Origin of the sequence: Pseudoalteromonas agarivorans (assembly GCF_024518735.1) — a bacterium.
Taxonomy (GTDB): domain Bacteria; phylum Pseudomonadota; class Gammaproteobacteria; order Enterobacterales; family Alteromonadaceae; genus Pseudoalteromonas; species Pseudoalteromonas atlantica.
Map to the genome: position 1 here is coordinate 196,135 of NZ_JANIGJ010000003.1, position 22,501 is coordinate 218,635.

A 22,501-nucleotide genomic window follows, 5' to 3' on the forward strand; every position below is an offset into this window, starting at 1 on the left:
TTCTCTGATATTAGCAACGATAGCAGCAGCTCCGCAGTCTTTTATTTCTTTGTGGGTACTGACAGGCACTCCATTATCGTATGCAAGAGTATATCTTTTGTTGCTTGATACATCGTTAGTATTACTACAAGCAGCTAAAAAGCACATTGAAATTAAAACAGATATTTTTTCATTTTATATTCCTTTACTCATTAAAATTTAAATATAGTAGATTATTAACTATGAGCCTAACGCACTATTAACAGTTTATTAAGCGTACACTACTGCAGATATACTAGGTTTAATTGTAGCAATACCGCCGCCCCCATTAAGTACATATTAAATAATCTAAATTTTTTAAACTGTCTTATTTTTCCATCGACTACAGTTGAAAAAAAACCTGTTTTAAGTGATTCACTTAAATTTGCATTTGTAACAGACCATTGAGAGCTACCTAAAGAGTTATGGGATAATTTTTTCCATTCTTCTGGGTAGGTATAAGATAAATATTTACACAGATCTTTGAATTTTTTTATTTGAACAAAAATAAGTATAGATATAAAAATTAAAGGGATAGAACTTACCATGTAACTAACCTCCTTTGCGCATAACGCCTTTTTAAACGGAAGATAATGGTTGGCTACAATCGCGAAGCGATAGCCAGCAGTTATTTTTCAATTTAAGCAATTTGTTTGCTGATTATTTGTTAAGTAAACTTATCCATTCACTTGGGTTCGACACGATAAATTGATATGTACTACCGTCTTGCAACGAAATTTCTATGGCATCCGATGTTAAAGGAATAATACCTGCTCCTTTGCCCAAACATTTGTCTACTTTTGAAATTGACTTTCGCTCAATTTTGTATGACCCAAGTCCGGCGCCGTTGTGGAACGATTCAAAGTTGACTTCGCTTTCAGTTACCCAGAGCTTACCATCCCCTTTAGCCACGCCATTCTGAATGGTTGCTATAGTCGACTTAACAGTGTCTTCTTGCATATTTCGAACTCCTTTAGAAAATATTTAATTGTTGAGTTGTTCTTATTATTTGCGCCAATCAGCTAACGCCCCACTAAAACGGGTGAGGAGCAGCGTCCTACTTTAGTGCCTTGTTAGGTTTACTTTAGACGAGTTAAATCCCCATTTTTAAGATGATAAAATTGTTCCTCTTCACCACTAGGACAGCAGCGAGGATCATCAGGCATTTTTTGCTTAATGTTAACCCGAATAATTCCTGCTTTAACTTGAACATTTTGAACAATACCAAAAAGCTTCATAGTTGAAACTTCACTATTATCAGCACTAAAAACTGATAAATAATCTTGCCAATATGTTGCTCCAAGCATAGACCACTGAATAATAGTTATCTCTTTGCTATAACCATCAATAACTCCTTTAATTTTATTCTTTACCACGTAACCTTCTCTAACTTCCAAGTAAGATTTAATGGTATTTTCAATCTGATTATTGACTACTTCGTTGCTCAGTGAAGAAAAAGACACGATTAGTGAGATTAAAAATAAATACTTCATGTAAACCTAACAACTTTATCAGATGACACTTTCCTTATTTTAGCGCCAAAACGTCCTTATTTTATGTACTTATATTAATAGCAAATAGCGTAAGCTATTGCCAACTATAAATATTATGCTTTATGTAGCTTATATAAACATGTAAATAAGAGGAAAGTTTCCTCCTATTATTACTAAACTAATGTCGACTCAACTGAGTTACTGCTTCTCGCTCATCGCGGCCCTTTAAAAACTTAATTTAGTTAGCCTGAGTACCCCACCACAACGCTTATTTACTTTTATGTCGGTTCAACCTCTAATAATGTCGATTCAGATAAACATTAATGAAGCAGGTTAAAAAGCTCGCTAAATTTCTTATCAACAAAACGCCAAATACCTATTTATTGATAAGGAATATAGTCATGAACATTATTACAAAAACAGTTATAGCACTGAGTTTAGCAAGCCACTTTAGTGCGTATGCCATTGACCTGCGGGTCGACAACATTCGTTTATACCAAAGTAGTTCGCAAAGCTTTTCTGCGCCGAGTTCGCTGTATATTGACGAGGGTAAAATAGTAAGTATTACTAAAGCGACTGACCCACTACAAAACGCAGATAAAACAATTAACGCCAACAACCAATATGCAATACCTGGTTTAATTGATTTACATGTACATTTGGGTTCATCGGGTAGTAACTTTACTGAGTTTCAGTATTTGCCGGTTAAATCGCACTTTAATTCTAATTTGTATTTAGGCGTAACTAATATTGTTGATTTGTTTTCGTTTGAGCAAACCCTAAACGAAGCCGCGCAATTAAAAGAAGCCCAACTAACCCCTAACCTTTTTTATGCGGGTACTTTGTTTACTAACCCTGGCGGACACGGCACGCAGTTTGGCGGCCACGCATACGAAATTGCAAAAGATGAAGACATAGCAGCACTATGGCAAAAACATATAAGCACTAAGCCACATGTAACTAAAGCGGTTATTGAAACCTTTGGCGGTGTGGGTAAATCATTAACTGATAGCCAATTAAGCGAGCTAGGTAAACGATCTGCAGCGGCTAATTTACCGTATTTTGTGCATGTTTCTACACTAGGTGATGCTAAACGCGCTATTAAGGCCGGTGCAACGGCTTTAGCGCACGGTATTAATAGCGAAGCGATTGACGATGAGTTTATTACGCTAATGAAACAGCATAATGTAACCTACATTCCTACCCTTGCGGTGTATCATAACCATAGCGATGAAAAGCATAACCATTCTATTAGCTCACAAAGCGAGTTACTAAAAACCATTCCCGAAAAGCTTCAAGGATGTTTGTTTGACAAAGTACCTGCACCTTCAAAATGGAAAGAGCACGCGTGGGAGGAGCGTAAAACCGCTTATGCAAATATACAAAAGTTACATAAAGCTAATATTACTATTGGCACAGGCTCTGATGCCGGAAACCCTTACACGCTGCACGGTACTGGGTTACACAACGAACTAGATGCCCTTAAAAAAGCGGGCTTAACAAATGGCGAAATAATTAATGCAACCACAGTTAACGGCGCAAAAGCGATTAATAAAGCCGAGAGCATTGGCAAGCTGGCTAAAGGCTTTGAGGCAAGCTTTGTACTGCTTAAGCAAAACCCACTTGATGATTTAAACCACATTCATACTATCTCAGAGGTTTATAAAGCAGGAGTACAAGTAGACCGTCCAGCACTTATTGCTCAAAACAAAGCCACAAAGCCCCAAGGCCCCGCTTGTAATGAAGTAATAAAAAGCAGCCAAGCGCAACATGTTATTGATGATTTTACCGGTGATACACCATGGCAAGCCTTGAGCGACTCGGTAATGGGTGGTCAGTCTGTGGCAACACTTACCACGCATAAAAACAGTTTAACTATTGATACAACCATTACCAAACCAACCAGCTTTGGCGCGTGGGCAGGCGCTGAAATAAAATTTACATCGCCGGCTGATGCCTCTGCATTTAAAGGTATTCGACTAACGTATAAAGGTTCAAGCACGCCTTTTGCCTTGTCTGTTTATCATAGTGATGTAAAAGATTGGGATCACTTTAGTGTACTTTTAAAACCGCGCGATGAGTGGACAACGCTTGATATTCCTTTCACTACATTTAAACAATTTGGCTTTGGTAGCCCCGTTACGTGGTCGGCCACTCAATTAACTGGAGTAAACCTAATGTGGCGTAAAATGCCAGGCGCAAGCAATAAGCCATTAAAAAATACACTACAAATCAAAGAGCTAACTTACTTTTAAAAGAGTAGCAGTCAAAACACAAACTCTTTGGGTTTTGACTGTTTTTTGTTATGGTTTAATCAATTACAAAAAGAAGCACCTATTATGCTCAAACATCCTTTTTATAAATACAGCTTTTTTATTTTACTTGTTGTAGATATTGCTTATGCCCTTGGGCTCATAATTGCTAACTCTGCGCCCTTTACTGCGGGTAGTGCGCTCGCTGCTACCGTGTGGTTTGTTACTTTTTACTGGGTGCCGGTATGGAGTGCTGCAGCGGTTATTTTTTACCTACGCAATAAACACATTAACAAAATAGCGTTTGAATGGTTAATTGCAGTTGTATTTATGGCACTTGGTAATGTGCTTACTGATATAGTACTCACACAGCTTTTTGATGGGCACAAATCGATGGGGGTGTTTGTTGTTTTTAACGGCTTACTTTGGGGCTCGTGTATTTACTTTACCAGTATTTTTATTGAAAACAAAAAACGCGCAACAGCCGAAAAACACGCGCTTAAACAAGCGCAACTTGCTACATTGCGCTACCAACTAAACCCACATTTTATGTTTAATAGCTTAAATACAATTTCGGCTTATATTCATACAAACCCTGATTTAGCCGATGAAGTACTGCATGAACTGGCTGATATTTTAAGGTATTCCCTCGACACCGCAGAGCAACAACAAATACCTTTACAGCAAGAGCTTACAATAATAGAAAAGTACCTAAATATTGAAAAAGCCCGCTTTGGCGATAAACTCAAAGTTAATTACCACATTCCCAATACGCTTAAAAACATATCGCTGCCCCCGCTACTTATTCAACCAATTATTGAAAACGCCATTAAACATAACGCCAAACAAACGTCGTTAATACTTAATATAACGCTTAGTGAGCTACCTAACGGCGTTAAAATACAAATTAGCGATAACGGTAAGGGTTTTTCGAGCGAGGTAATAAAACACGGCCATGGCAGTGGTGTAGGAATGAAAAACATACTAAAACGCGTTAAACAACTTGGTAAAAGTAAGGTACTACTGAGCAATAATAATGGTGCAGTGGTTACGTTGGAGCTAACACTATGAGCCACAAAAACCAGCCAAATACAGTAACTAAAATGCGCGTATTATTTGCCGATGACGAGCTTCCCGCTCGCGAAAAATTAAGCCATCAATTGAGTTTAATGGAGCATGTTGAAGTAGTGGGTATGGCCACAAATGGCAAAGAGGCCATTACATTAATAAATGAGCTGACTCCTGATGTGGTATTACTTGATATACAAATGCCTGAAATTAATGGCCTTGAACTTATTGATTTACTTAACTACCAGCCCATTATTATTTATACAACCGCGTATGACCAATTTGCAATTAAAGCTTTTGAGCACGCCTCAACTGACTACTTACTCAAACCTTTTCCTATTGCTAGGCTAAAAAAAGCTCTCGCCAAAGCGCAGCACCTACTAGAGCAACGACGTGCACATACGCTAGTCAATCATGAACCCAACGAGCAAACCTTTACATTAACCAAAAACACCATAAATAAGCTCATTAGTAAAAACGGTGAGCGGATATTTTTACTCTCCCCAAGTGACATTAAATTTATTAAATCGGAGCAAGGCAATAGTTTGGCGTGGAATGGCGATACATTTCATCATTTAAGCGATACGCTCGATCAGCTTGAACTTGCTTTAGCAGAACATAATTTTGTACGAATTCATCGAAGTTATTTAGTTAACGTTGACCACATTAAAGAAATACAGCGTTGGTTTAACGGCAAGCTAATGGTGATTGTAAATGATGAAATTAAATCAGAACTAAGCACCAGCAGAGCCGGTGCCGATAAACTAAAGCAATTGCTACATATTTAACTTATCTAAAAACATGTTACTGATCATTACTGGTATACACACTTAAAATAGGAAACGTATGCTCAGCAAACGATACCGTTACCGACTGTGTTTGATTGCCTTTAAAGCCTAATTTAAATTCACTTGGTGTTAGCCTGCTGCCATCTGCAAACAGCGCTAATAAATGATCCTGATTAAGCTCTCGCTTACCAGAGGCTAAATTAGTAAGGGTAATAACCGCCCAGCGCTCTCCTATTTCGCTGCTCATAAGTACATAGTTTGCAATAGAAAAGTCAGACTTTTTAGGCGTTATATTATTATCGTTTGGAAACGACAAGTGCATGCTATTTGGTATGGCTCGGTCAACGTTTAGTACATTATTTTGCGCTGCACACACATTGGCGCAAAGTACTAATAAAAATAAAAAGCTAACTACAATTTTTGCCACAATTAAACGTCCTTTTAAATTTCGAATTTTGCATGCTTGATTGAAATTTATACTCGCAGTTTTTACCTATTATGTAAACACTCTATTAAACGCTCAGTAAACTAACTAAGCGCTCATTCAGTGACTCCCCATTAGTATTAATACTTTGCGGCACGTTAATAAACACATGGTTATTAAACAGGAGTAAATTACATGGCAACCACACCTAAAAATTCACATGAGGTTAGTAATGCGCAATCGGCTTTATTAAACCCAGAGCACAGCATTCAAGTACGAGGCGCGCGTGTTCATAACTTAAAAAATGTGGATGTAAACTTGCCCCGTAATTCACTTGTTGTTTTTACTGGTATATCGGGCTCGGGTAAATCATCGCTCGCCTTTGGAACATTATTTGCCGAATCACAGCATCGTTATCTTGATTCGGTATCGCCTTATGCGCGCAGATTAATAGACCAAGTAGATGAGCCCGATGTAGATTCGATTGAAGGGCTGCCACCCGCGGTAGCATTACAACAACAGCGTGGCGCACCCTCGGTACGTTCATCGGTCGGTAGCGTAACCACTATTTCTAACGCGCTGCGAATGCTTTACTCACGCGCGGGCGAATACCCCAAAGGGCAAGGTATACTGTATGCCGATGCGTTTTCGCCAAATACACCACAAGGCGCCTGCCCAGAGTGCCATGGTATTGGCCGTGTATTTAACGTAACCGAAGAGCTGTTAGTGCCCGACCCTACTAAATCAATTAAAGAGCGCGCCATTGCAGCATGGCCGCCAGCTTGGCAAGGTAAAAACCTAAGCCGTATTCTTACCTCGTTAGGTTACGATATTAATAAACCGTGGAATACCCTGCCCAAAAAAGCCCGTGATTGGATTTTGTTTACCAACGACACGCCCACAGTACCCGTGTTTCCCGAGTACACGCTTGAGCAAACCCAAGCGGCTATTAAAAATGAAGAAAGCCCCAGCTACATGGGTACATTTATAAGTGCTAAACGCTTTGTTTTACAATCATTTGCGAGCACTCAAAGTCCGCGCACAAAAAAGCGCGTGTCGCAGTATATGCAAATATCACAATGCCCACAGTGCGAAGGAAAAAAACTTAAAAAAGAGTCGTTATCGGTTAAAGTAGCAGGCCTTGATATAGGCGAAATTTCGCAATTAACACTTGGCGAGCTGGCAGAAAAACTCAGCATTGCTGCCAATAACCCCGCTAAAAGTAACGCAGCCAACCCCGAAAAAACCATTGTGGCAAAGCGCATCACAAGCGACATTATCAAACGCGTAGAAGCACTCACTAAGCTTGGTTTAGGGTATTTATCGCTTGAGCGTACTACGCCATCGTTATCAGCTGGGGAATTACAACGCTTGCGGCTTGCAACGCAAATTCGCTCAAAATTATTTGGTGTTGTGTATGTGCTAGATGAACCTTCGGCAGGTTTACATCCAGCCGATACGCAAGCACTTTTAAGCGCCCTAGATGAGCTAATAGCGGCTGGTAACTCAGTATTTGTGGTGGAGCACGATACAAGTGTAATTCGCCATGCCGATTGGGTGGTTGATGTAGGGCCAAATGCGGGTTCGCATGGCGGTAATATTGTTTACAGCGGACCAGTTGAAGGCTTAGAGCAAGTGAGCAACTCACATACAAGTCAGTATCTTTTTAAGCATAACAATAACGCAAAGCCAAATCATCAAACACAACGTACGCCATCAGCCTGGCTTAAGCTAAGTGGTATTGAGCGTAACAATTTACACAACATCAGTGCCGAATTTCCGCTTGGGGTTATTACAAGTGTTACGGGTGTTTCTGGTTCAGGTAAGTCAAGCTTAGTAAGCCAAGCCTTAGTCGAGCTTATTCAAGATGCTTTAGGTCAAAAAACGCCGCCGCCAATGCCTACCGATGAAGCCGACTTGCTTGATCAAGAACTCCAAACACCAACCCATGGCAAAATTACCGAGGGCCTTGAGCATATAAAGCGCCTAATAACGGTTGATCAAAAAGCCATTGGCCGCACGCCTCGCTCAAACCTTGCTACTTACACTGGTTTGTTCGATCACGTACGTAAATTATTTGCCAATACCAAAGAGGCAAAAGCGCGCAAATACGATGCAGGTCGTTTTTCGTTTAATGTGAAAAAAGGCCGCTGCGACAACTGCGAAGGCGTAGGCTTTGTAAGCATTGAGCTGTTATTTTTACCAAGCGTGTATTCGCCGTGCCCTGTGTGTAACGCCAAGCGCTATAACCAAAAAACACTCGACATTACCTATAAAGATAAAACCATTGCCGATGTGCTTAATTTAACGGTGGAGTCAGCGCATACATTTTTTGCCGATGAACCCGCTATTTTATGTGCGCTAAATGCGCTCTTACAAGTAGGCCTTGGCTATTTACGTTTAGGGCAACCGGCTACTGAGCTTTCGGGCGGAGAGGCCCAGCGCATAAAGCTTGCCACAGAGCTGCAACGTACGCAGCGCGGCGATACGCTGTATATTTTAGATGAACCAACCACCGGCCTACACCCAAAAGATGTAGCCATGTTGATGGCGCAGTTAAATGGCTTAGTTGATGCGGGCAACACCGTTATTATGGTTGAGCACGATATGCAAGTAGCCAGTAACAGCGATTGGGTTATTGATATTGGCCCAGGAGCCGGGGACGAAGGCGGCTTAATTGTTGCTCAAGGTAAACCAGAAGATGTGGCTCAATCTGAGCATAGCCGCACGGCAACGTTTTTAAAAAGCGCAATTTAGCTTTTTAAAAACCGCTCTAATTTAGGTTTTACAGTAACCGACATAACAAGCATTAATGTTAAACCAATGGGTAGCGCGGCTAATAACCCCTCTACCCACACGGTATAAAATAAGCGCATATTGGCAAAACCTATATTGTTAGTAGCGGTTACAAACGCCATTAGCGACTCCATGGTAAGCGCCATAAAAACACTAATCACTAAATTACGTTTTAGCTCACTTGCTTTTGGTAATAACTTAGCCACCAAGGCATTCATAAGGGCTGTCATCGCTAACCCCACAGGGGCCATAACCAACACCGCACTTAAAAACGAAGTAAACCAATCTATATAAAAATGCTCAGTTATACCTACATTTGTGTAAGTCATAATGCCTGTTAAGCTACCGCCTACAAAAACAATAATACTTACCATCACCATTATTTTATAAATGATCGGTGTTTTTTTAGGCTCTACGAGCGCAGAATTTACTAAAGCAGGCGTATTCATTAAACAGGTATCTCTCTTAAGATAGATGACAAAATCAACTATATCAAATTGATTGACAATATCAACTGTTATTTAATTACCCTAACGCCAGCCATATGCCTACTAGCACCATAAGGCTGCCTGCGATTCGGTTCATCCATTTAATATTATCACCACGGCTTAAAAATAAACGTAGGCTTTTACCGCCTGTGGCGTACGCTAACATGCAAATAAATTCGCTTATCATAATAACTAAAACAAGCACTAACAGTTGCGGGGCGAGTGCGTGTTCAACGCTAATAAATGGCGGTAGTAAAGAGATCATAAACGCCCAGCCCTTTGGATTAGCAATGGCAGTTACAAAACCTTGCGTAAATAGCGACTGGCGACTTACATCATGCGGTTTTTGTGTATCAATCGACATTTTACCTTTTGCGCGCCACATATTTATACCTATATAAATTAAGTATGCACCGCCTACCCATTTTAAAATATCGAACGCATTAGGGTAATTTAGCATTACGCTTGCAACACCTAATACCGCAGCAATAGCAACACTTGCGACCCCTAACAGCTCACCTATCATCATCCATAATGTGCGCCTTACACCTATGCTCATACCTAATGTCATGGCAAGGGTCATACACATACCCGGTGTGATAGATACAAAAAAGAAGGTAGGAATAAAAACGGCAAGCGCTGCAACATCAATCATTTTTTCTCTCTATATTAAAAGCAAAAAACGCGGCTAAAGTAGCCGCGCTATTGGTTACCTATTATCTACTATTGTTCAGCAATCGGTATTGGCTCTGCTACTTGCTCAGTAGTAACATTTACCGGCTCTTCAACAGAACCACTTAATAAGTACTTATCTAGCCACTGCTCTTGCTCCCACAGTACATGTAATAAGCTTTTACGTGCGCGGTAGCCATGTGCCTCGTAAGGGAGCATAACTAAGCGAGCGTCTTTACCTAAGCCTTTTAGGGCGGCGTACATGCGCTCACTTTGCATTGGGAAAGTTCCAGAGTTAGGATCTTCTTTGCCATGAATCATCAGCATTGGCTCGTTAATTTTTTCAGCATGGAAAAACGGCGACATGTTAGCGTACACACTTTGTGCTTGCCAAAAATCACGCTCTTCACCCTGAAAACCAAACGGCGTTAAGGTACGGTTGTAAGCACCACTGCGAGCAATACCGGTTTTAAATAAATCACTATGCGCTAATAGGTTTGCCACCATAAATGCACCGTACGAGTGTCCTGCTATAGCAATGTTGTTTTTATCGGCAATGCCTTTTTTAACCAGCACATCAACCGCAGCTTGCGCACTTGAAACTAGCTGCTTTCTAAAGTTATCGTTTGGCTCGCTGCCATCAATACCTACAATAGGCATTTTAGGGTCGTCAAATACGGCAATACCTTTAGCAAGGTAAGGCATAGGGCCCCAATAGCCAATGTAAGTAAATTCGTATGGCGATTCGCGCACTTGTGATGCTACGGCTTTATCTTTGTATTCAAGTGGGTACGCCCACATAAGTACAGGTAACGGGCCTTGGGTTACATCGTAACCTGGTGGTAAATATAACGTGCCCGAAAGCTCAACCCCATCATCTCGCTTGTAACGTAACTGCTCTTTTGTAACCCCTTTAAATGCTGGGTACGGATGAGCAAAATTAGTAAGCTGCGTAAGAGTATCGTTATCTAAATCACGAATAAAAAAGTTAGGTTGCTCGGTTTTAGACTCTCGCACAGTTATAAAGCGCTCGCCTTCGTCGTCAAGCAATGCACGAACACGCTCGTAATATGGCGCTTGTGATTGCCATAAACGCTTGCTGCTATTCGTTTTTACATCGTACTGGTCTAAAAACGGAATATTACCTTGCTCAGACGCGCCGTTACCGCGCAGATACATATAACGCCCGCCAACAATTTTAATAACGTTGGCGCCTAAATCGTTACGCTCGTATATAAAGCTACCTGGGTTTTTATACGCATCGTTATAGCTTCGCTCAGAAAAAAGCACACGGTTTTTATCTGCATTGCGTGGCTGAATAACATACGTACGCACTTGGCGGTCGCTAAAGCGCCAGTCGCTAAGTATGGCAATATTTTGATTACCCCAAACTATACCAGCATAGCGGCGCTCTACTTTAGCAAACAGTTTAGGCTCGCGTTTAAACGGCGCGCGTAAGCTGTAAATATAATCATGGTGCTTAACATCGGTTTTCATGTCGCCGCCATCTTGCGCTTCGGCCCAAATAACTTCTGCGCCTTGATCCGCGCGCCATTCAAAATCGCGGCGGCCGGTGCGAACACTGTCATAGCCTTGTGGAATGTTATCGGCAAGCGGTTGTTTTACAAGTTCGACTAATGCGTAACCGCGCATTCCCCATATTTGCCAAGTGCTGGCAAAACGGCTGTACGGTACTTGATACGAAAACGGCTCGTTTATCGCAGCAACTAATATATTGGTTGAATCTGGCGATACCGAAAACGATTTAAATAATGCAGAACTGCCAATGGCTTGTGTATTGCCATCAAGCGTTACGTAAGCTAATTGCCCTTGGCCGTAAAATTTAAACTGTGCTTCGTCAAACGGGCTGGTTAATAAGTTTTGATAGGTACGCGCGGGGGCTTTTTCGCCTGTGCTTTGTTGTATTACAGGCACTACATTTTGACTGCTGTTTTTTAACGCGGGTTTACCTATATTAACCGCTAAATTTGCAACCAGTGCGCTGCTATCGGGTAGCCATTGGTAAGGCGTAGCGGTAATAACCGAGTTAAGCGCTGCATTTGAGAGCATTTTTGCTTGCTTTGTCTCTACACTATAAAGCCATAAATTTGCTTGGTTTTGTTGCTCTACAACAAATGCTAAATATTTACTGTTAGATGACCATTTAGGCGAGCGAATAATACCGTTTGGTAAATTATTAATATTAATAACGGTGCCGCTTTGCACATGATTAAGCTCAAGCGCGCTGTATTTAGCGCTAACACGCGAACGTGAAAAGTTAGCAGGGTTAAGCTTTATACCCGCAAGTTTAAGCTCATCTTTAGCAAGCTCGTCAAGCGTCTCTACGCGCTTACGCTCAAATAAAGCAAGCCATTGGCCATCGCTCGATAAAAAACTAGTGGGTGCTAATTTGGCATCTACCACAGCGGCTAGCTCAGGCGAAGGTGTTTGATAACCTTGCTCAGCATAGCTGTTTGGCATTATTACAACACAACAAATAAAGGCAACTAACAGCCTAAATGCGTTCATGTTTTCATCCTTTTGTTATTTTTAAGATTATAAAAGGTATATAAACATGTTTTGCTCTGTTCATAAAGTATTAAGCTTTAAATTACAGGGCTAAAAGATGACTTAAACGCATTATATACGCTACACTACGCAGCTATTTACTCACTACTGCGCGCTTAAAATACCATGCCTAACAAAGCTAAATCGGTCACTATTTTTGATGTTGCTCATCGTGCGGGGGTGTCTAAATCGACCGTATCGCTGGTGCTTACGCACAGTAATAAAGTAGCCGATAAAAGCAAACAAAAAGTGTTACAAGCCATAGATGAGCTAGGCTATGTGTATAATCGCGATGCAGCGGCTATGCGCTCAGGGCGCTCTAATTTAGTGGTTGTAGTGATTGACGATTTAACAAACCCGCTTATGGCATTGCTTGCTAAAAATATAGAGCAGGCTTTAAGCGAGGCTTTTTTTCAGGCCATTATTGTTAGTAGTAACAGCAGCGTAGAACGCCAAACGCAGCTAATAAATAATTTAAAAGAATACAAAGTGGCTGCATTTATAATTTGCCCTGTGGCTAGTACCTGTGCGCAGTGGCTCGACAACCTTGCTGCTGCCTACCATGTTATTAGCCTAATGCACGAAGTACCTTACAGCTCAGCCCCGTGTGTTTTACCCGACTACACTAAAGCAAGCCATGTAGTAACATTGCAGCTAATAAATGATTCGCCTAAAAACATACTGTTTATGGGTGATGAAAGCTTATCTGCACAAGGTTTATTAAGTGGCTTTAATAGCGCGTGTAAAAAACACAATATAACCCCTGAGCCAGCTATTACGTGCACAAAAAGCACCCCATTGCATGCTAAGCAAGTATTTAGTAGCACATTACTTAATAATCCGAGTATTGACGCGGTTGTATGCGCTAATAATATAATTGCGCATGGCGTTTTAGCCGCCGCCCCGCATTTAAAAAACAATATAGTAAGCTGCTTACACATTCCTGATATTACCGAAATGCAACCTCGCTTTACTTGCGCCAATATAAACACGCAAGAGCTTGCTAAGCGCAGTATTTTAGTGCTGCAAGAACAACTTCAAACAAACACTGCACCAGTAAAAACACTGGTAAATGTAAACCTACAAATTAGAGAAACACCGTAATGAAAAAAGTGCTGGTAATTGGTTACGTATGGCCAGAGCCAAATTCGTCTGCTGCGGGTACGCACATGATGTCGTTATTAAATGCATTTAAAGCGCAAAATTGGCAAGTAGAATTTGCCACCCCAGCACAGCGCACCGAGCACATGGTAAACCTAGATCACTTTGGTATAACCAGTCAAAGCATTGCCCTAAACTGCGAAAGTTTTGATGAGTACGTTAAAGCGTACAACCCAGACATAGTGATGTTTGACCGCTTTATGATGGAAGAGCAATTTGGCTGGCGTGTAGATAAACATTGCCCTAATGCCATTAAAATACTCGATACCGAAGATTTACAATGCCTACGTAATGCGCGCCACGAAGCGCACAAAGGCGAGCGAGAATTTACCACCAGCGATTTACATTCAGACATCGCAAAACGCGAAATAGCCGCAATATTGCGCTGCGACCTAAGCTTAATTATTTCAAGCTTTGAAATGCAATTACTTAGTAGTGTATTTAACGTAGAAGCCAGTTTATTACATCATCTCCCTTTTATGGTCGATTTAACTGCTTTACCGGCGCAAACTAAATCGTTTGAACAACGTCAGCACTTTATGACCATAGGTAACTTTAGACACGCCCCCAACTGGGATGCCGTGCTGTACTTACAAAAAATATGGCCGCTTATTCGCAAGCAATTACCAAAAGCAGAACTGCATATTTATGGCTCTTACCCGCCACCAAAAGCAACAGCACTTAATAACCCTAAAACCGGTTTTTTAATAAAAGGCTGGGCCGATAACGCCTATGAGGTAATGCAAAGCGCACGCGTATGTTTAGCCCCTCTTCGTTTTGGCGCAGGTATAAAAGGCAAGCTGCTAGAAGCAATGATAATGCAAACCCCCAGTGTAACTACCAATATAGGCAGTGAGGGCATGCACAACGAACTACCATGGCCTGGTAAAGTGGCTAATAATACCGACGACTTTGCAAATGCAGCCGTTGAGCTTTACACCAATCAAGCCGATTTTGAACATGCGCAACAAGCTGGCAATACGCTACTAAATACCGTGTACGACAAAGTAAAATTAAGCGCGGCGTTAATTAATAAAATTGACTCTATAAGCAACGATTTAAAAGCGCATAGGGAAAAAAACTTCACCGGACAAATGTTAAAACACCATACTATGCGCAGTACGCAATATATGGCGCAATGGATTGCTGAAAAAAATAAAAAATTAGATTAAAAATGACTAGACTCCTACAGATTTGTGTTTAAAATCGCGCCCATTACAAATGGGCGTTTTAGCCTATACTTTTAGCTAATTTATTTACACACTGGTCCATACAAGATTTGAAAACTGCAACCTTTACTGAAAAACGCAAATTTATCGTTAAATTAGGTAAAATGCTTCATAAGTACGGCACCCCTGCGTACCGCCTAGAAGCACACTTAATGGAAGTGGCCACTTACTTAGGACTTAAATCGTCTTTTGTTATGTCGCCAACTTCGGTAACGTTTGTAATTTGGACTGATGGCCACGAAGACGAATACACCCACGTGGCACGCGTAGACCCAGGCGATCACGACTTAGGCTCACTTGCCGACACCGACGACTTAGTTAATCAAATGCTCGACGACAAGCTCACCTTACAAGAAGTTGATGCTCAGCTTGATGCCATTTACGACATGCCAAACCCGTACAATAAATTTGTTACCGGTATTGCTTTTGCAACATCCGGGGGTGCATTTGCCATGCTAATGGGTACCAGCTGGACAGACGTTATTTGGTCTGCGTTACTTACTTTAGTGGTGTATGTGTTTGTGCTGTGGTCAGGGCGCTCAAAACGGGTTGCTCATATGCTTGAGCCCCTTGTTGCTATAGTATCGGCAGTGCTGGCTTGTGCAATAAGTGTGTATATTTCGCCCGATATAAATATACGGTTAGTGGTGCTTTCAGCCATTATTGTATTTATACCTGGTTTAGCGCTAGCGCTTGGTTTAGCAGAACTTGCAGCTAGGCATTTGGTGTCGGGTACGGCGCGGGTTATGGACTCGTTTATGCTGTTATTTAAACTGTACTTTGGCGCCTTTATTGGCATAGGCATTGGCTTTGCCATATTTGGCCAAACCGATTTTGTACAGCCCGAGCCTCTACCGCGCTGGACTGCGTGGCTGGCTATATTTTTACTTTGTAGCAGCTTAATAGTGATTTTTAGAACCAAACTAAAACATGCTGGATGGTCTATCGCATCTGGTTTTATAGCCTATGGCACAAGTATTGGTTCGGCTATGTACCTTGACTACACGTTAGGCACTTTTGTTGGTGCGCTTTCGGTTGGAGTGTTTAGTAACTTATTTAACCGCGTTGCAAATGCCCCAGCTTCTATTGTTGCCATGCAAGGCTTAATTGTACTGGTACCCGGCAGTAAAACGTATATTGGCTTAAACTCGCTTATTGAAGGCCAAGACTTTGTTTACGCCGAGCATATAGGCCAGCAAACGTTTTTAATATTTATGTCGCTTGTAGCAGGGCTCATATTTGCAAACGTGGCTTTACCGCCTAAAAAAAGCTTATAAGCTTGTTACCATTAAAAAGCCCGTTTACTTTGTAACGGGCTTTGTTGTTTATCGCGCTATTCGCTATGGGGGATAGTGAGTACAATTTTTCCTACGTGTTGTTTTTGTGCAAACACTTTTTGCGCCGTAACAATTTCGCTCAATGGGAATGTTTGCGCCACAATAGGCTTTATTTTTTCTTGTTCAATAAAGTTAACTAAGCTTTTAAATACCTCAGGCTCTATAACTGTACAGCCCAAAAAAGTTAAATCTTTTAAGTACAAAGTACGTATATCCAATTCTACTAATGCCCCGCCAATAGCGCCCGACACCGCATAACGCCCTTTTGGCTTTAATACCTCCAGCAGTGCAGGCCATTGCTCGCCGGCAACAAGGTCAATGACTACATCAACACTGTTTTTACCTAAGGCTTGAATTAAATCATCTTCACGAAATATAACTTTATCGGCACCTAACTCTTTAAGCTGCTGCGCCTTACTTTTACTCGTAATGGCAATAACAAAAGCGCCACGTGCTTTAGCTAATTGCACTGCCGCTGAACCAACACCACCAGAAGCGCCTGTAATTAAAACAGTTTGCCCTTGCTGTGGGTTTGAGCGAAATAGCATGTTTTCGGCCGTAGAATATGAGCACGGAAAAGAGGCCAGCTCTTCATCACTATATTTACTATTAATTTTATAAGCGTGAATAGAGTCAACGCGGGTAAACTGTGCGAAGCCACCATCGCACTCAGAGCCAAAATACCATGGCGATTTAAGCGTTTCACCATTAGCTTTAATTAAACATGGCTCAACAATAACGCGCTCACCAATACGGCTTTGATCTACGTTTTTACCAACAGCCACAATTACGCCGCATACATCTGCCCCCTGAATACGAGGAAAAACAAACGCATCACCAGACCAACTTGCATCGTCTTTACTGCTTTGTTTTTTAGCGTACCACGCCGTGCGGGTATTAAGATCTGTGTTATTAACACCTGCCGCCATGACTTTTATAAGTACATCTGTTTGTGCAAGCGCTGGCAACGGTAAGTTAGTTGCATACTTTAATACATCAAAATCGCCATGTTCGGTAAGCTGTACAGCGTGCATTGTACTAGGTAAATTTGCCATTAGTTGCTCCATTATATTAATTTAAGAATACTGTTTTTTGCTGATGTAACCGCCTCATCGCCCATAACTGGCCACGCACTCGACACTCCTTCGTGCAGCAAAAACAAGCTACTGGCCAACGATGAATTTAAACCTTGCTCACCTAGCAGTTTTTTTACGTCATTTTTATGTGTTTGCACCGCAAGGCTAATAGCTTCATCTTCAGGAAACGCCGACAACGCATTAATAGATAAACAGCCATTAGGCGCAAATTGCACCATCCACGCTTTTAGTTGATCAAACATGTGCAAAACCGCCTCAACTCCCGGAGCAGGTGCACCTTTAAGTAAAAAATTAATATAGCGATTATGGCGGTACTCAAGCGCAGCAATGATCATTGCCTGCTTTGACGGGTAATATTTATAAAGGGTGCGCAAACTAACGCCACTGAGTTTTTGCAGCTTAGCCACACTAGGCTCAGCAAAACCATGTTGACTAAAGGCCACCTCAAGCGCAGCAGCTATATCTTGTTTTAGCATAATATTTAACCCATGTAGAATGAATGCTCTACCCAGCATAGTAGAGCATTCATTCTACATGTCAACCAATACAGATTTATACAAAATAATAACTTTGACACCCATCTTAAAATTAACAAATGAGGAAAGCCCTCAAGTTCAAAATGTATAAGGATAGTGATAGATATGGCATCCCTTTAATCTTTCTTTTCATACTTATTTACTGGAAAGTGGGGTTTTCAAAGGGATGTGGTGATTTATTCCCAACAAAGCATTAACTTGTTATTCACAAGCAATGCTATAGTTAGTTATATCGTTTTAGGTGTTGATTCAGTAAAAAGTAAATGACGAACAATATAATAATAAAAATCAATATAGTGTGGTTTCGCTTTTTTGTGCTCCTGTTATTTTTACTAACAAGTAGTGCTACATTTGCCAATAGCTCTTCACTAACTTCATCTGATATAAAATCAATCCAAAGCCTGCTTAGTGATATTAAAGCCAACAAGCTAGATTACCTTTTACACCAAAAACAACTAACCCACGCTTATAATGTCACTAAACATACAAAGCATAAACAGTTGCACCTTGAAGCGGCTGCCTTATATTCAGAGCTACTTTTTCGACAAGAACAATACACCGCGCTAAGTACCCATTTGCTAATGTATTTAAAGAGTACTGAGCTTGTAACATATAAAAACAGTCACCTACTATTTTTAGAGGCTCAGCTTAAGCTTTTTGCAATTAACAAAGAGTTGAGTAATGCGCAATCGCTTGCTAATCAACTGCAAACGCAGGTAAAACAGCTTTCTCCTAACAAACAAATCATTGTTTTTCGGGCTATAGCCTATTACTACACCGAAACCGACGAACTTAAAAAAACGCTAAGTGCGGCGTTAACAGGTTTAGAGCTTGCTATAAAAGAAGAAGACATAGCCTCGCAGGGCTACTTTTTTAGAAAAATTGCCGACGCTTACAACTACCTCTACAAAGATGATAAAGAAAAAGCCATTTATTATGCCCAAAAAGCGGTAGATGCATACGAGCAAACAAGCGACGGCCTATTTACTGCTAAAGCTTATTGGAGTTTAGGAAACGTATTACTTGAGGTCGGTCAGCCTAAAAACGCGCTTGTATACTTAAATAAAGCGCTGGCTTATTTTAGCAAAGTTAATATGAAAAAAGGTTTAGCCTTCGCTCAATATTCTATTGCAAATATTCAATACCTGCAGGGTAATTACGATACGGCTTTAATGCTTGCAAACAAAAACATTGCACTTGCAAGCTCTGCCGGTATTAACGACATGCATTTAGCATCAATGATTTTATTATCAGACATCTACACAAAACAAAATTTATTAAATAAAGCCAACCAAGTAAACGACGAAGTATTTTTAAACCTAGATAAATTTAGCCGCAGCATTTATAAGGCTGACTTTTTAAGCAAACGCTATAAATTAAAGCGCCAGCTTAACTTCACCGAAGATGCATTTAAAGCTATTGAAGATGAGCTTGCTTATACAATAAAACACTACGAAGCCACCAGCGAAACCAATATAAAAACCTTACAAGTTAAATTTGAAGTAAAAGAAAAAGAAGACAAAATTTTACAGCTAGAATACGAAAAAGATATAAACAAACTGCAGGCAACAGAAGAACACCAGCAAAAAATAATTTGGCGCTTAAGTGCCTCAATCGCCTTTATTTTAGTCATCGTGTCGCTATTTTTATTTTACCGCCAAATGCGCCAACGAAAAAAATACCATGCTATAGCATTAACCGACTACCTAACTAACAGCTTAAATCGGCGTGGCATTTTGCAAAAAGCAAATGAGTGTTTATCCCAGCAGAGCCTAGCAATAGCCATCGTTGATTTAGATTACTTTAAAGCTATTAACGACAAATTTGGCCACGATATAGGAGATTTAGTACTTATAAAATTTGCTCAAGCAGCAAAAGACACACTAAGTACTAACGATAAGTTTGGGCGCTATGGCGGCGAGGAGTGGCTATTTGTTTTAAAAACGCAAAATCGCGATAAAATAAACAACTTTTTTGAAAATCTTGAAAATAAGCTAGCACAGTACTGCAGTCATATTGAGGCATTGCCAAGTAAAACACACGTAACCTTTAGTGCTGGCGTGGCAATAAGTGATGCTAAAAGCGACTCACTTAGCGAGCTAATTAAACGTGCAGACCAACAACTCTATAAAGCAAAAGAAAATGGCAGAAACCAAATAGCAATCGCGTAAATATACGTTATTAGTCACCTTCAATAATCATTTGCCTTATTTTTATCGCTTTTTCAAAGTGATCTAACTTATGGGTGTGTATCCACCACGTAGCGGCTTGCATCAGCAGCTCTGGATTGTCGTTTTTATTTGCAAAAAAAGCGTAAAAAGAAAGCCCTACGTTTTCGCCTTTGGCTGCTATTTTTTTATCGCACACAGCTATAATTTTTGCTTTTAGTTCTTCCTGCATACATACCTTATTTAATTGTATTTTAATTATCTAAATATACCGTTTAAAAAACTAACAATTAGCTGTAAAAGACTTCTATCAACAATACTATGATTCTCAAACTCTTTATTAGGCGTATTTACTTTTGTAGCTTTGCATTCATTATCTAGCGGCTCATTTTTATGTATATTGGTTTCATAAGCTATATCAGCTTGCTCCATACATTGTGCAGAGCCCGCATAAGGCTTTGCCGCACAGCCAGTTAAAAATATACACAGTAAGAATACAATTAAAAACGCTTTCATATTCAATCCTATTTTACGCACCCTTATGCTTTAAATTATAGCTGTAAGTTTGCTTACTTAGTCGGCTATTAAAACAAGTAGATCAATAAAAAACACACCAACTTCATCAAAAAAAGTGTCGCCTTTAGCATCCTTTTTTATTTGAGCGCTTACACATTCATTGTAAACTTCTGAGCTTGTTTTAGCGCCATTTAGCTCAGTCATTTCTGCCTCTTGTATGCATACACGTCGTTCAGAATGCTCGGCTGTACTACATGCACTTAATAACGCGCACAGTAATAATGCTGTAGTGGGGCTTTTTAAGTTCATCCTTAAACTATCCTAGTATCTAAAGTTTTATAAAAATATAGGTAAGGCAAGTATGTACAGCTTGTACCCAAATAATGCGCTACTTTACCATCTCAATAAAATACCCAACCAGTAAAAATATGTAAGCTTATGTAGCGTAAAAAGCAATCACCTCTTTTAATCTGAAAAAATTGCAGCTGTTTATGTGTAAAAGTTACAGAGCAACTCCATCCAAACCAGCCAAAAGTACATAAAAGTCAACTATATCAACACATTAAAACCTGGCACTGCGCTTGCTTTTAAATATTTATAAAGCAATTACAGCAAGGAAAGAGTTATGAATATTTTTGAAGCGCTACGTCACGACCACGATAAACAACGCGAGTTAGTAGATGCCCTTATTCAAACGCACGGCGATACGCGGCAGCGCCACAAGCTAATGGACGAGCTAAAAACCGAATTAGAAGATCACGCAAAATTTGAGGAGCGTTATTTTTATAACCCACTTATGTTTGACGATCTAACGCACGAAAAAGCACGCCACAGCGTTGCTGAGCACCATGAAATTGACGAATTAATTGAACAACTTGAAGACACAGCAATGAGCTCATCGGCATGGTTAGTTGCAGCTAAAAAATTGCACCATTTAGTGCATCATCATTTAAGTGAAGAAGAACATGAAGTATTTCAATTAGCGGGTAAAGCCCTAACCGAAGGGCAAAAAGAAAGCCTAGCTAAACAGTATAACGATGCCATGCATTAGTTATTAATTAAACCGACTTCCATACACTCCCTTGTGTACTTATTGGTTATAAGCCGTATGGCTTATAACCATTTTTTTTGCAGTGCTACTTAATGGTAAATTTAACGTCTTGCTCGCGTAACACATAAAGTGCAAAACACGCTGCCCACATTGGCCACGCTGTAAAAAACAATAAGTTATTAAAGCCATCAATATACTGATTATAAGATGAAAGCGTAGAAAGGCCGTGCATTACAAATATAACGCCATAAGTAAGGCGCTTTTTAATACCCGCTATAAAAGCCAACACTAAAATAAGCTGTAACGCCCCCAGTACATAAGCAACCACATCTGTAGAGCCGCCAATACCATAAAAATGCTCAAAAATTCGTGCGCTATGCCCAGGGTTAACAAACTTATCAAACGTCCACATAATCATTACAATAAACACGCCTAGGCGTAGCGAAAAAAGCGACCACTGCAAACGATTTTGAAAGTCAGTACCTGTTGTACCAGTCATAAAATTTCCTTAAAACTAAATAATTTAATGTTGAAACTAGCAAGACCGCTCAACACATATATTATTTCATCTTAATGTATAATTTTTTAATAAGTTCTGTGCCCTGCTTTTGGTTTGTTTGCGTATAAAACCGCTATTTATAAATTACGACCTTATCATGGCAATAACTAACTACAATATTTGTAAAACAAAAACATAGTGCCTAAAACTGAATAACGCTTTTGAGCAATGTGCTAAACTTTTAACGTTTCATTCTAAAAAACAAAAAGAATTAATATTTACTGAAAGTTATTCACAAAGCTTCAGGTCTTTATTGCCACATTCACACTAACCAAAATGA

At 40.2% G+C, this 22,501-nt stretch carries 22 protein-coding genes; 9 read left to right on the top strand and 13 right to left on the bottom strand.

The features are described 5' to 3' along the window. Positions 1–260 precede the first annotated feature (260 nt). The 3 genes from NQT65_RS07535 to NQT65_RS07545 form a co-directional block, all read right to left on the bottom strand. Positions 261–566: a hypothetical protein gene (locus NQT65_RS07535; protein ID WP_126009195.1), complete on the bottom strand. Its 306-nt coding sequence runs from the start codon at positions 564–566 to the stop codon at positions 261–263. A gap of 112 nt (positions 567–678) precedes the next feature. Continuing rightward, positions 679–978 (bottom strand): hypothetical protein, encoded by a 300-nt coding sequence (locus tag NQT65_RS07540; RefSeq protein ID WP_126009197.1) that lies wholly within the window; start codon positions 976–978, stop codon positions 679–681. A 119-nt stretch (positions 979–1,097) separates the two neighbouring features. Beyond that, a complete protein-coding gene (locus tag NQT65_RS07545) occupies positions 1,098–1,511 on the bottom strand; it encodes a hypothetical protein (RefSeq protein ID WP_138684740.1) in 414 nt (137 codons plus the stop codon). Between the two features lie 401 nt (positions 1,512–1,912). Here NQT65_RS07545 and NQT65_RS07550 point away from each other — a divergent pair, with 401 nt between their 5' ends. Genes NQT65_RS07550 through NQT65_RS07560 form a run of 3 tightly spaced genes read left to right on the top strand, consistent with a single transcriptional unit; the run spans position 1,913 to position 5,619 of the window. Continuing rightward, positions 1,913–3,766, top strand: a complete 1,854-nt coding sequence (locus NQT65_RS07550; protein ID WP_256850832.1) for a CIA30 family protein — start codon at positions 1,913–1,915, stop codon at positions 3,764–3,766. A 27-nt stretch (positions 3,767–3,793) separates the two neighbouring features. Continuing rightward, the gene (locus NQT65_RS07555; RefSeq protein WP_054981760.1) at positions 3,794–4,834 is read left to right on the top strand and encodes a histidine kinase; all 1,041 of its coding nucleotides are present in this window, start codon (positions 3,794–3,796) and stop codon (positions 4,832–4,834) included. Then, on the top strand, positions 4,831–5,619 hold the full coding sequence (locus tag NQT65_RS07560; protein WP_256850833.1) for a LytR/AlgR family response regulator transcription factor: 789 nt from the start codon (positions 4,831–4,833) through the stop codon (positions 5,617–5,619). Before NQT65_RS07555 ends, NQT65_RS07560 begins: the two co-directional genes overlap by 4 nt. Positions 5,620–5,635: 16 nt before the next feature. Here the strand turns inward: NQT65_RS07560 and NQT65_RS07565 are convergent, their stop codons facing one another. Further along, on the bottom strand, positions 5,636–6,046 hold the full coding sequence (locus tag NQT65_RS07565; RefSeq protein WP_256850834.1) for a hypothetical protein: 411 nt from the start codon (positions 6,044–6,046) through the stop codon (positions 5,636–5,638). A 192-nt stretch (positions 6,047–6,238) separates the two neighbouring features. Between NQT65_RS07565 and uvrA the strand changes: the two genes are divergently transcribed. Then, on the top strand, positions 6,239–8,800 hold the full coding sequence (gene uvrA, locus NQT65_RS07570) for an excinuclease ABC subunit UvrA (RefSeq protein ID WP_256850835.1): 2,562 nt from the start codon (positions 6,239–6,241) through the stop codon (positions 8,798–8,800). On the opposite strand, the gene NQT65_RS07575 is transcribed toward uvrA, so the two are convergent. The 3 genes from NQT65_RS07575 to NQT65_RS07585 form a co-directional block, all read right to left on the bottom strand. Next, positions 8,797–9,288, bottom strand: a complete 492-nt coding sequence (locus NQT65_RS07575; protein WP_256850836.1) for a DUF2798 domain-containing protein — start codon at positions 9,286–9,288, stop codon at positions 8,797–8,799. The two genes, uvrA and NQT65_RS07575, sit on opposite strands and share 4 nt — an antisense overlap. 76 nt (positions 9,289–9,364) lie before the next feature. Then, a complete protein-coding gene (locus NQT65_RS07580; RefSeq protein ID WP_064387054.1) occupies positions 9,365–9,982 on the bottom strand; it encodes a LysE family translocator in 618 nt (205 codons plus the stop codon). 68 nt (positions 9,983–10,050) lie between these two features. Next, positions 10,051–12,528, bottom strand: coding sequence for a S9 family peptidase (locus NQT65_RS07585; protein ID WP_256850837.1), 2,478 nt, complete (start codon positions 12,526–12,528; stop codon positions 10,051–10,053). A gap of 165 nt (positions 12,529–12,693) precedes the next feature. Here NQT65_RS07585 and NQT65_RS07590 point away from each other — a divergent pair, with 165 nt between their 5' ends. From NQT65_RS07590 to NQT65_RS07600, 3 genes are all read left to right on the top strand, one after another. Continuing rightward, positions 12,694–13,671: a LacI family DNA-binding transcriptional regulator gene (locus NQT65_RS07590; RefSeq protein ID WP_256850838.1), complete on the top strand. Its 978-nt coding sequence runs from the start codon at positions 12,694–12,696 to the stop codon at positions 13,669–13,671. Next, entirely contained in the window at positions 13,671–14,900 is a 1,230-nt protein-coding gene (locus tag NQT65_RS07595; protein WP_256850839.1) for a glycosyltransferase, read from the top strand. Before NQT65_RS07590 ends, NQT65_RS07595 begins: the two co-directional genes overlap by 1 nt. A gap of 107 nt (positions 14,901–15,007) precedes the next feature. Continuing rightward, positions 15,008–16,234: a threonine/serine exporter family protein gene (locus NQT65_RS07600; RefSeq protein WP_029773039.1), complete on the top strand. Its 1,227-nt coding sequence runs from the start codon at positions 15,008–15,010 to the stop codon at positions 16,232–16,234. 56 nt (positions 16,235–16,290) lie between these two features. On the opposite strand, the gene NQT65_RS07605 is transcribed toward NQT65_RS07600, so the two are convergent. After that, positions 16,291–17,349: an alcohol dehydrogenase family protein gene (locus NQT65_RS07605; RefSeq protein WP_256850840.1), complete on the bottom strand. Its 1,059-nt coding sequence runs from the start codon at positions 17,347–17,349 to the stop codon at positions 16,291–16,293. An 11-nt stretch (positions 17,350–17,360) separates the two neighbouring features. Continuing rightward, entirely contained in the window at positions 17,361–17,867 is a 507-nt protein-coding gene (locus tag NQT65_RS07610; protein WP_138611065.1) for a TetR/AcrR family transcriptional regulator, read from the bottom strand. 323 nt (positions 17,868–18,190) lie between these two features. Between NQT65_RS07610 and NQT65_RS07615 the strand changes: the two genes are divergently transcribed. Continuing rightward, entirely contained in the window at positions 18,191–20,098 is a 1,908-nt protein-coding gene (locus NQT65_RS07615) for a tetratricopeptide repeat-containing diguanylate cyclase (protein ID WP_256850841.1), read from the top strand. Between the two features lie 10 nt (positions 20,099–20,108). On the opposite strand, the gene NQT65_RS07620 is transcribed toward NQT65_RS07615, so the two are convergent. From NQT65_RS07620 to NQT65_RS07630, 3 genes are read right to left on the bottom strand one after another with little or no spacing between them, the layout of a single operon-like run. Continuing rightward, positions 20,109–20,327: a DUF6500 family protein gene (locus NQT65_RS07620; RefSeq protein WP_126009224.1), complete on the bottom strand. Its 219-nt coding sequence runs from the start codon at positions 20,325–20,327 to the stop codon at positions 20,109–20,111. Positions 20,328–20,353: 26 nt separating this feature from the next. Further along, on the bottom strand, positions 20,354–20,611 hold the full coding sequence (locus NQT65_RS07625; RefSeq protein ID WP_126009226.1) for a putative periplasmic lipoprotein: 258 nt from the start codon (positions 20,609–20,611) through the stop codon (positions 20,354–20,356). 57 nt (positions 20,612–20,668) lie between these two features. Continuing rightward, positions 20,669–20,920, bottom strand: a complete 252-nt coding sequence (locus NQT65_RS07630; protein ID WP_004589590.1) for a hypothetical protein — start codon at positions 20,918–20,920, stop codon at positions 20,669–20,671. A 316-nt stretch (positions 20,921–21,236) separates the two neighbouring features. On the opposite strand from NQT65_RS07630, the gene NQT65_RS07635 reads away from it, so the two are divergent. Then, entirely contained in the window at positions 21,237–21,662 is a 426-nt protein-coding gene (locus NQT65_RS07635) for a hemerythrin domain-containing protein (RefSeq protein WP_256850842.1), read from the top strand. An 85-nt stretch (positions 21,663–21,747) separates the two neighbouring features. Here the strand turns inward: NQT65_RS07635 and NQT65_RS07640 are convergent, their stop codons facing one another. Beyond that, entirely contained in the window at positions 21,748–22,161 is a 414-nt protein-coding gene (locus NQT65_RS07640) for a hypothetical protein (protein WP_054981739.1), read from the bottom strand. Positions 22,162–22,501 lie beyond the last annotated feature (340 nt).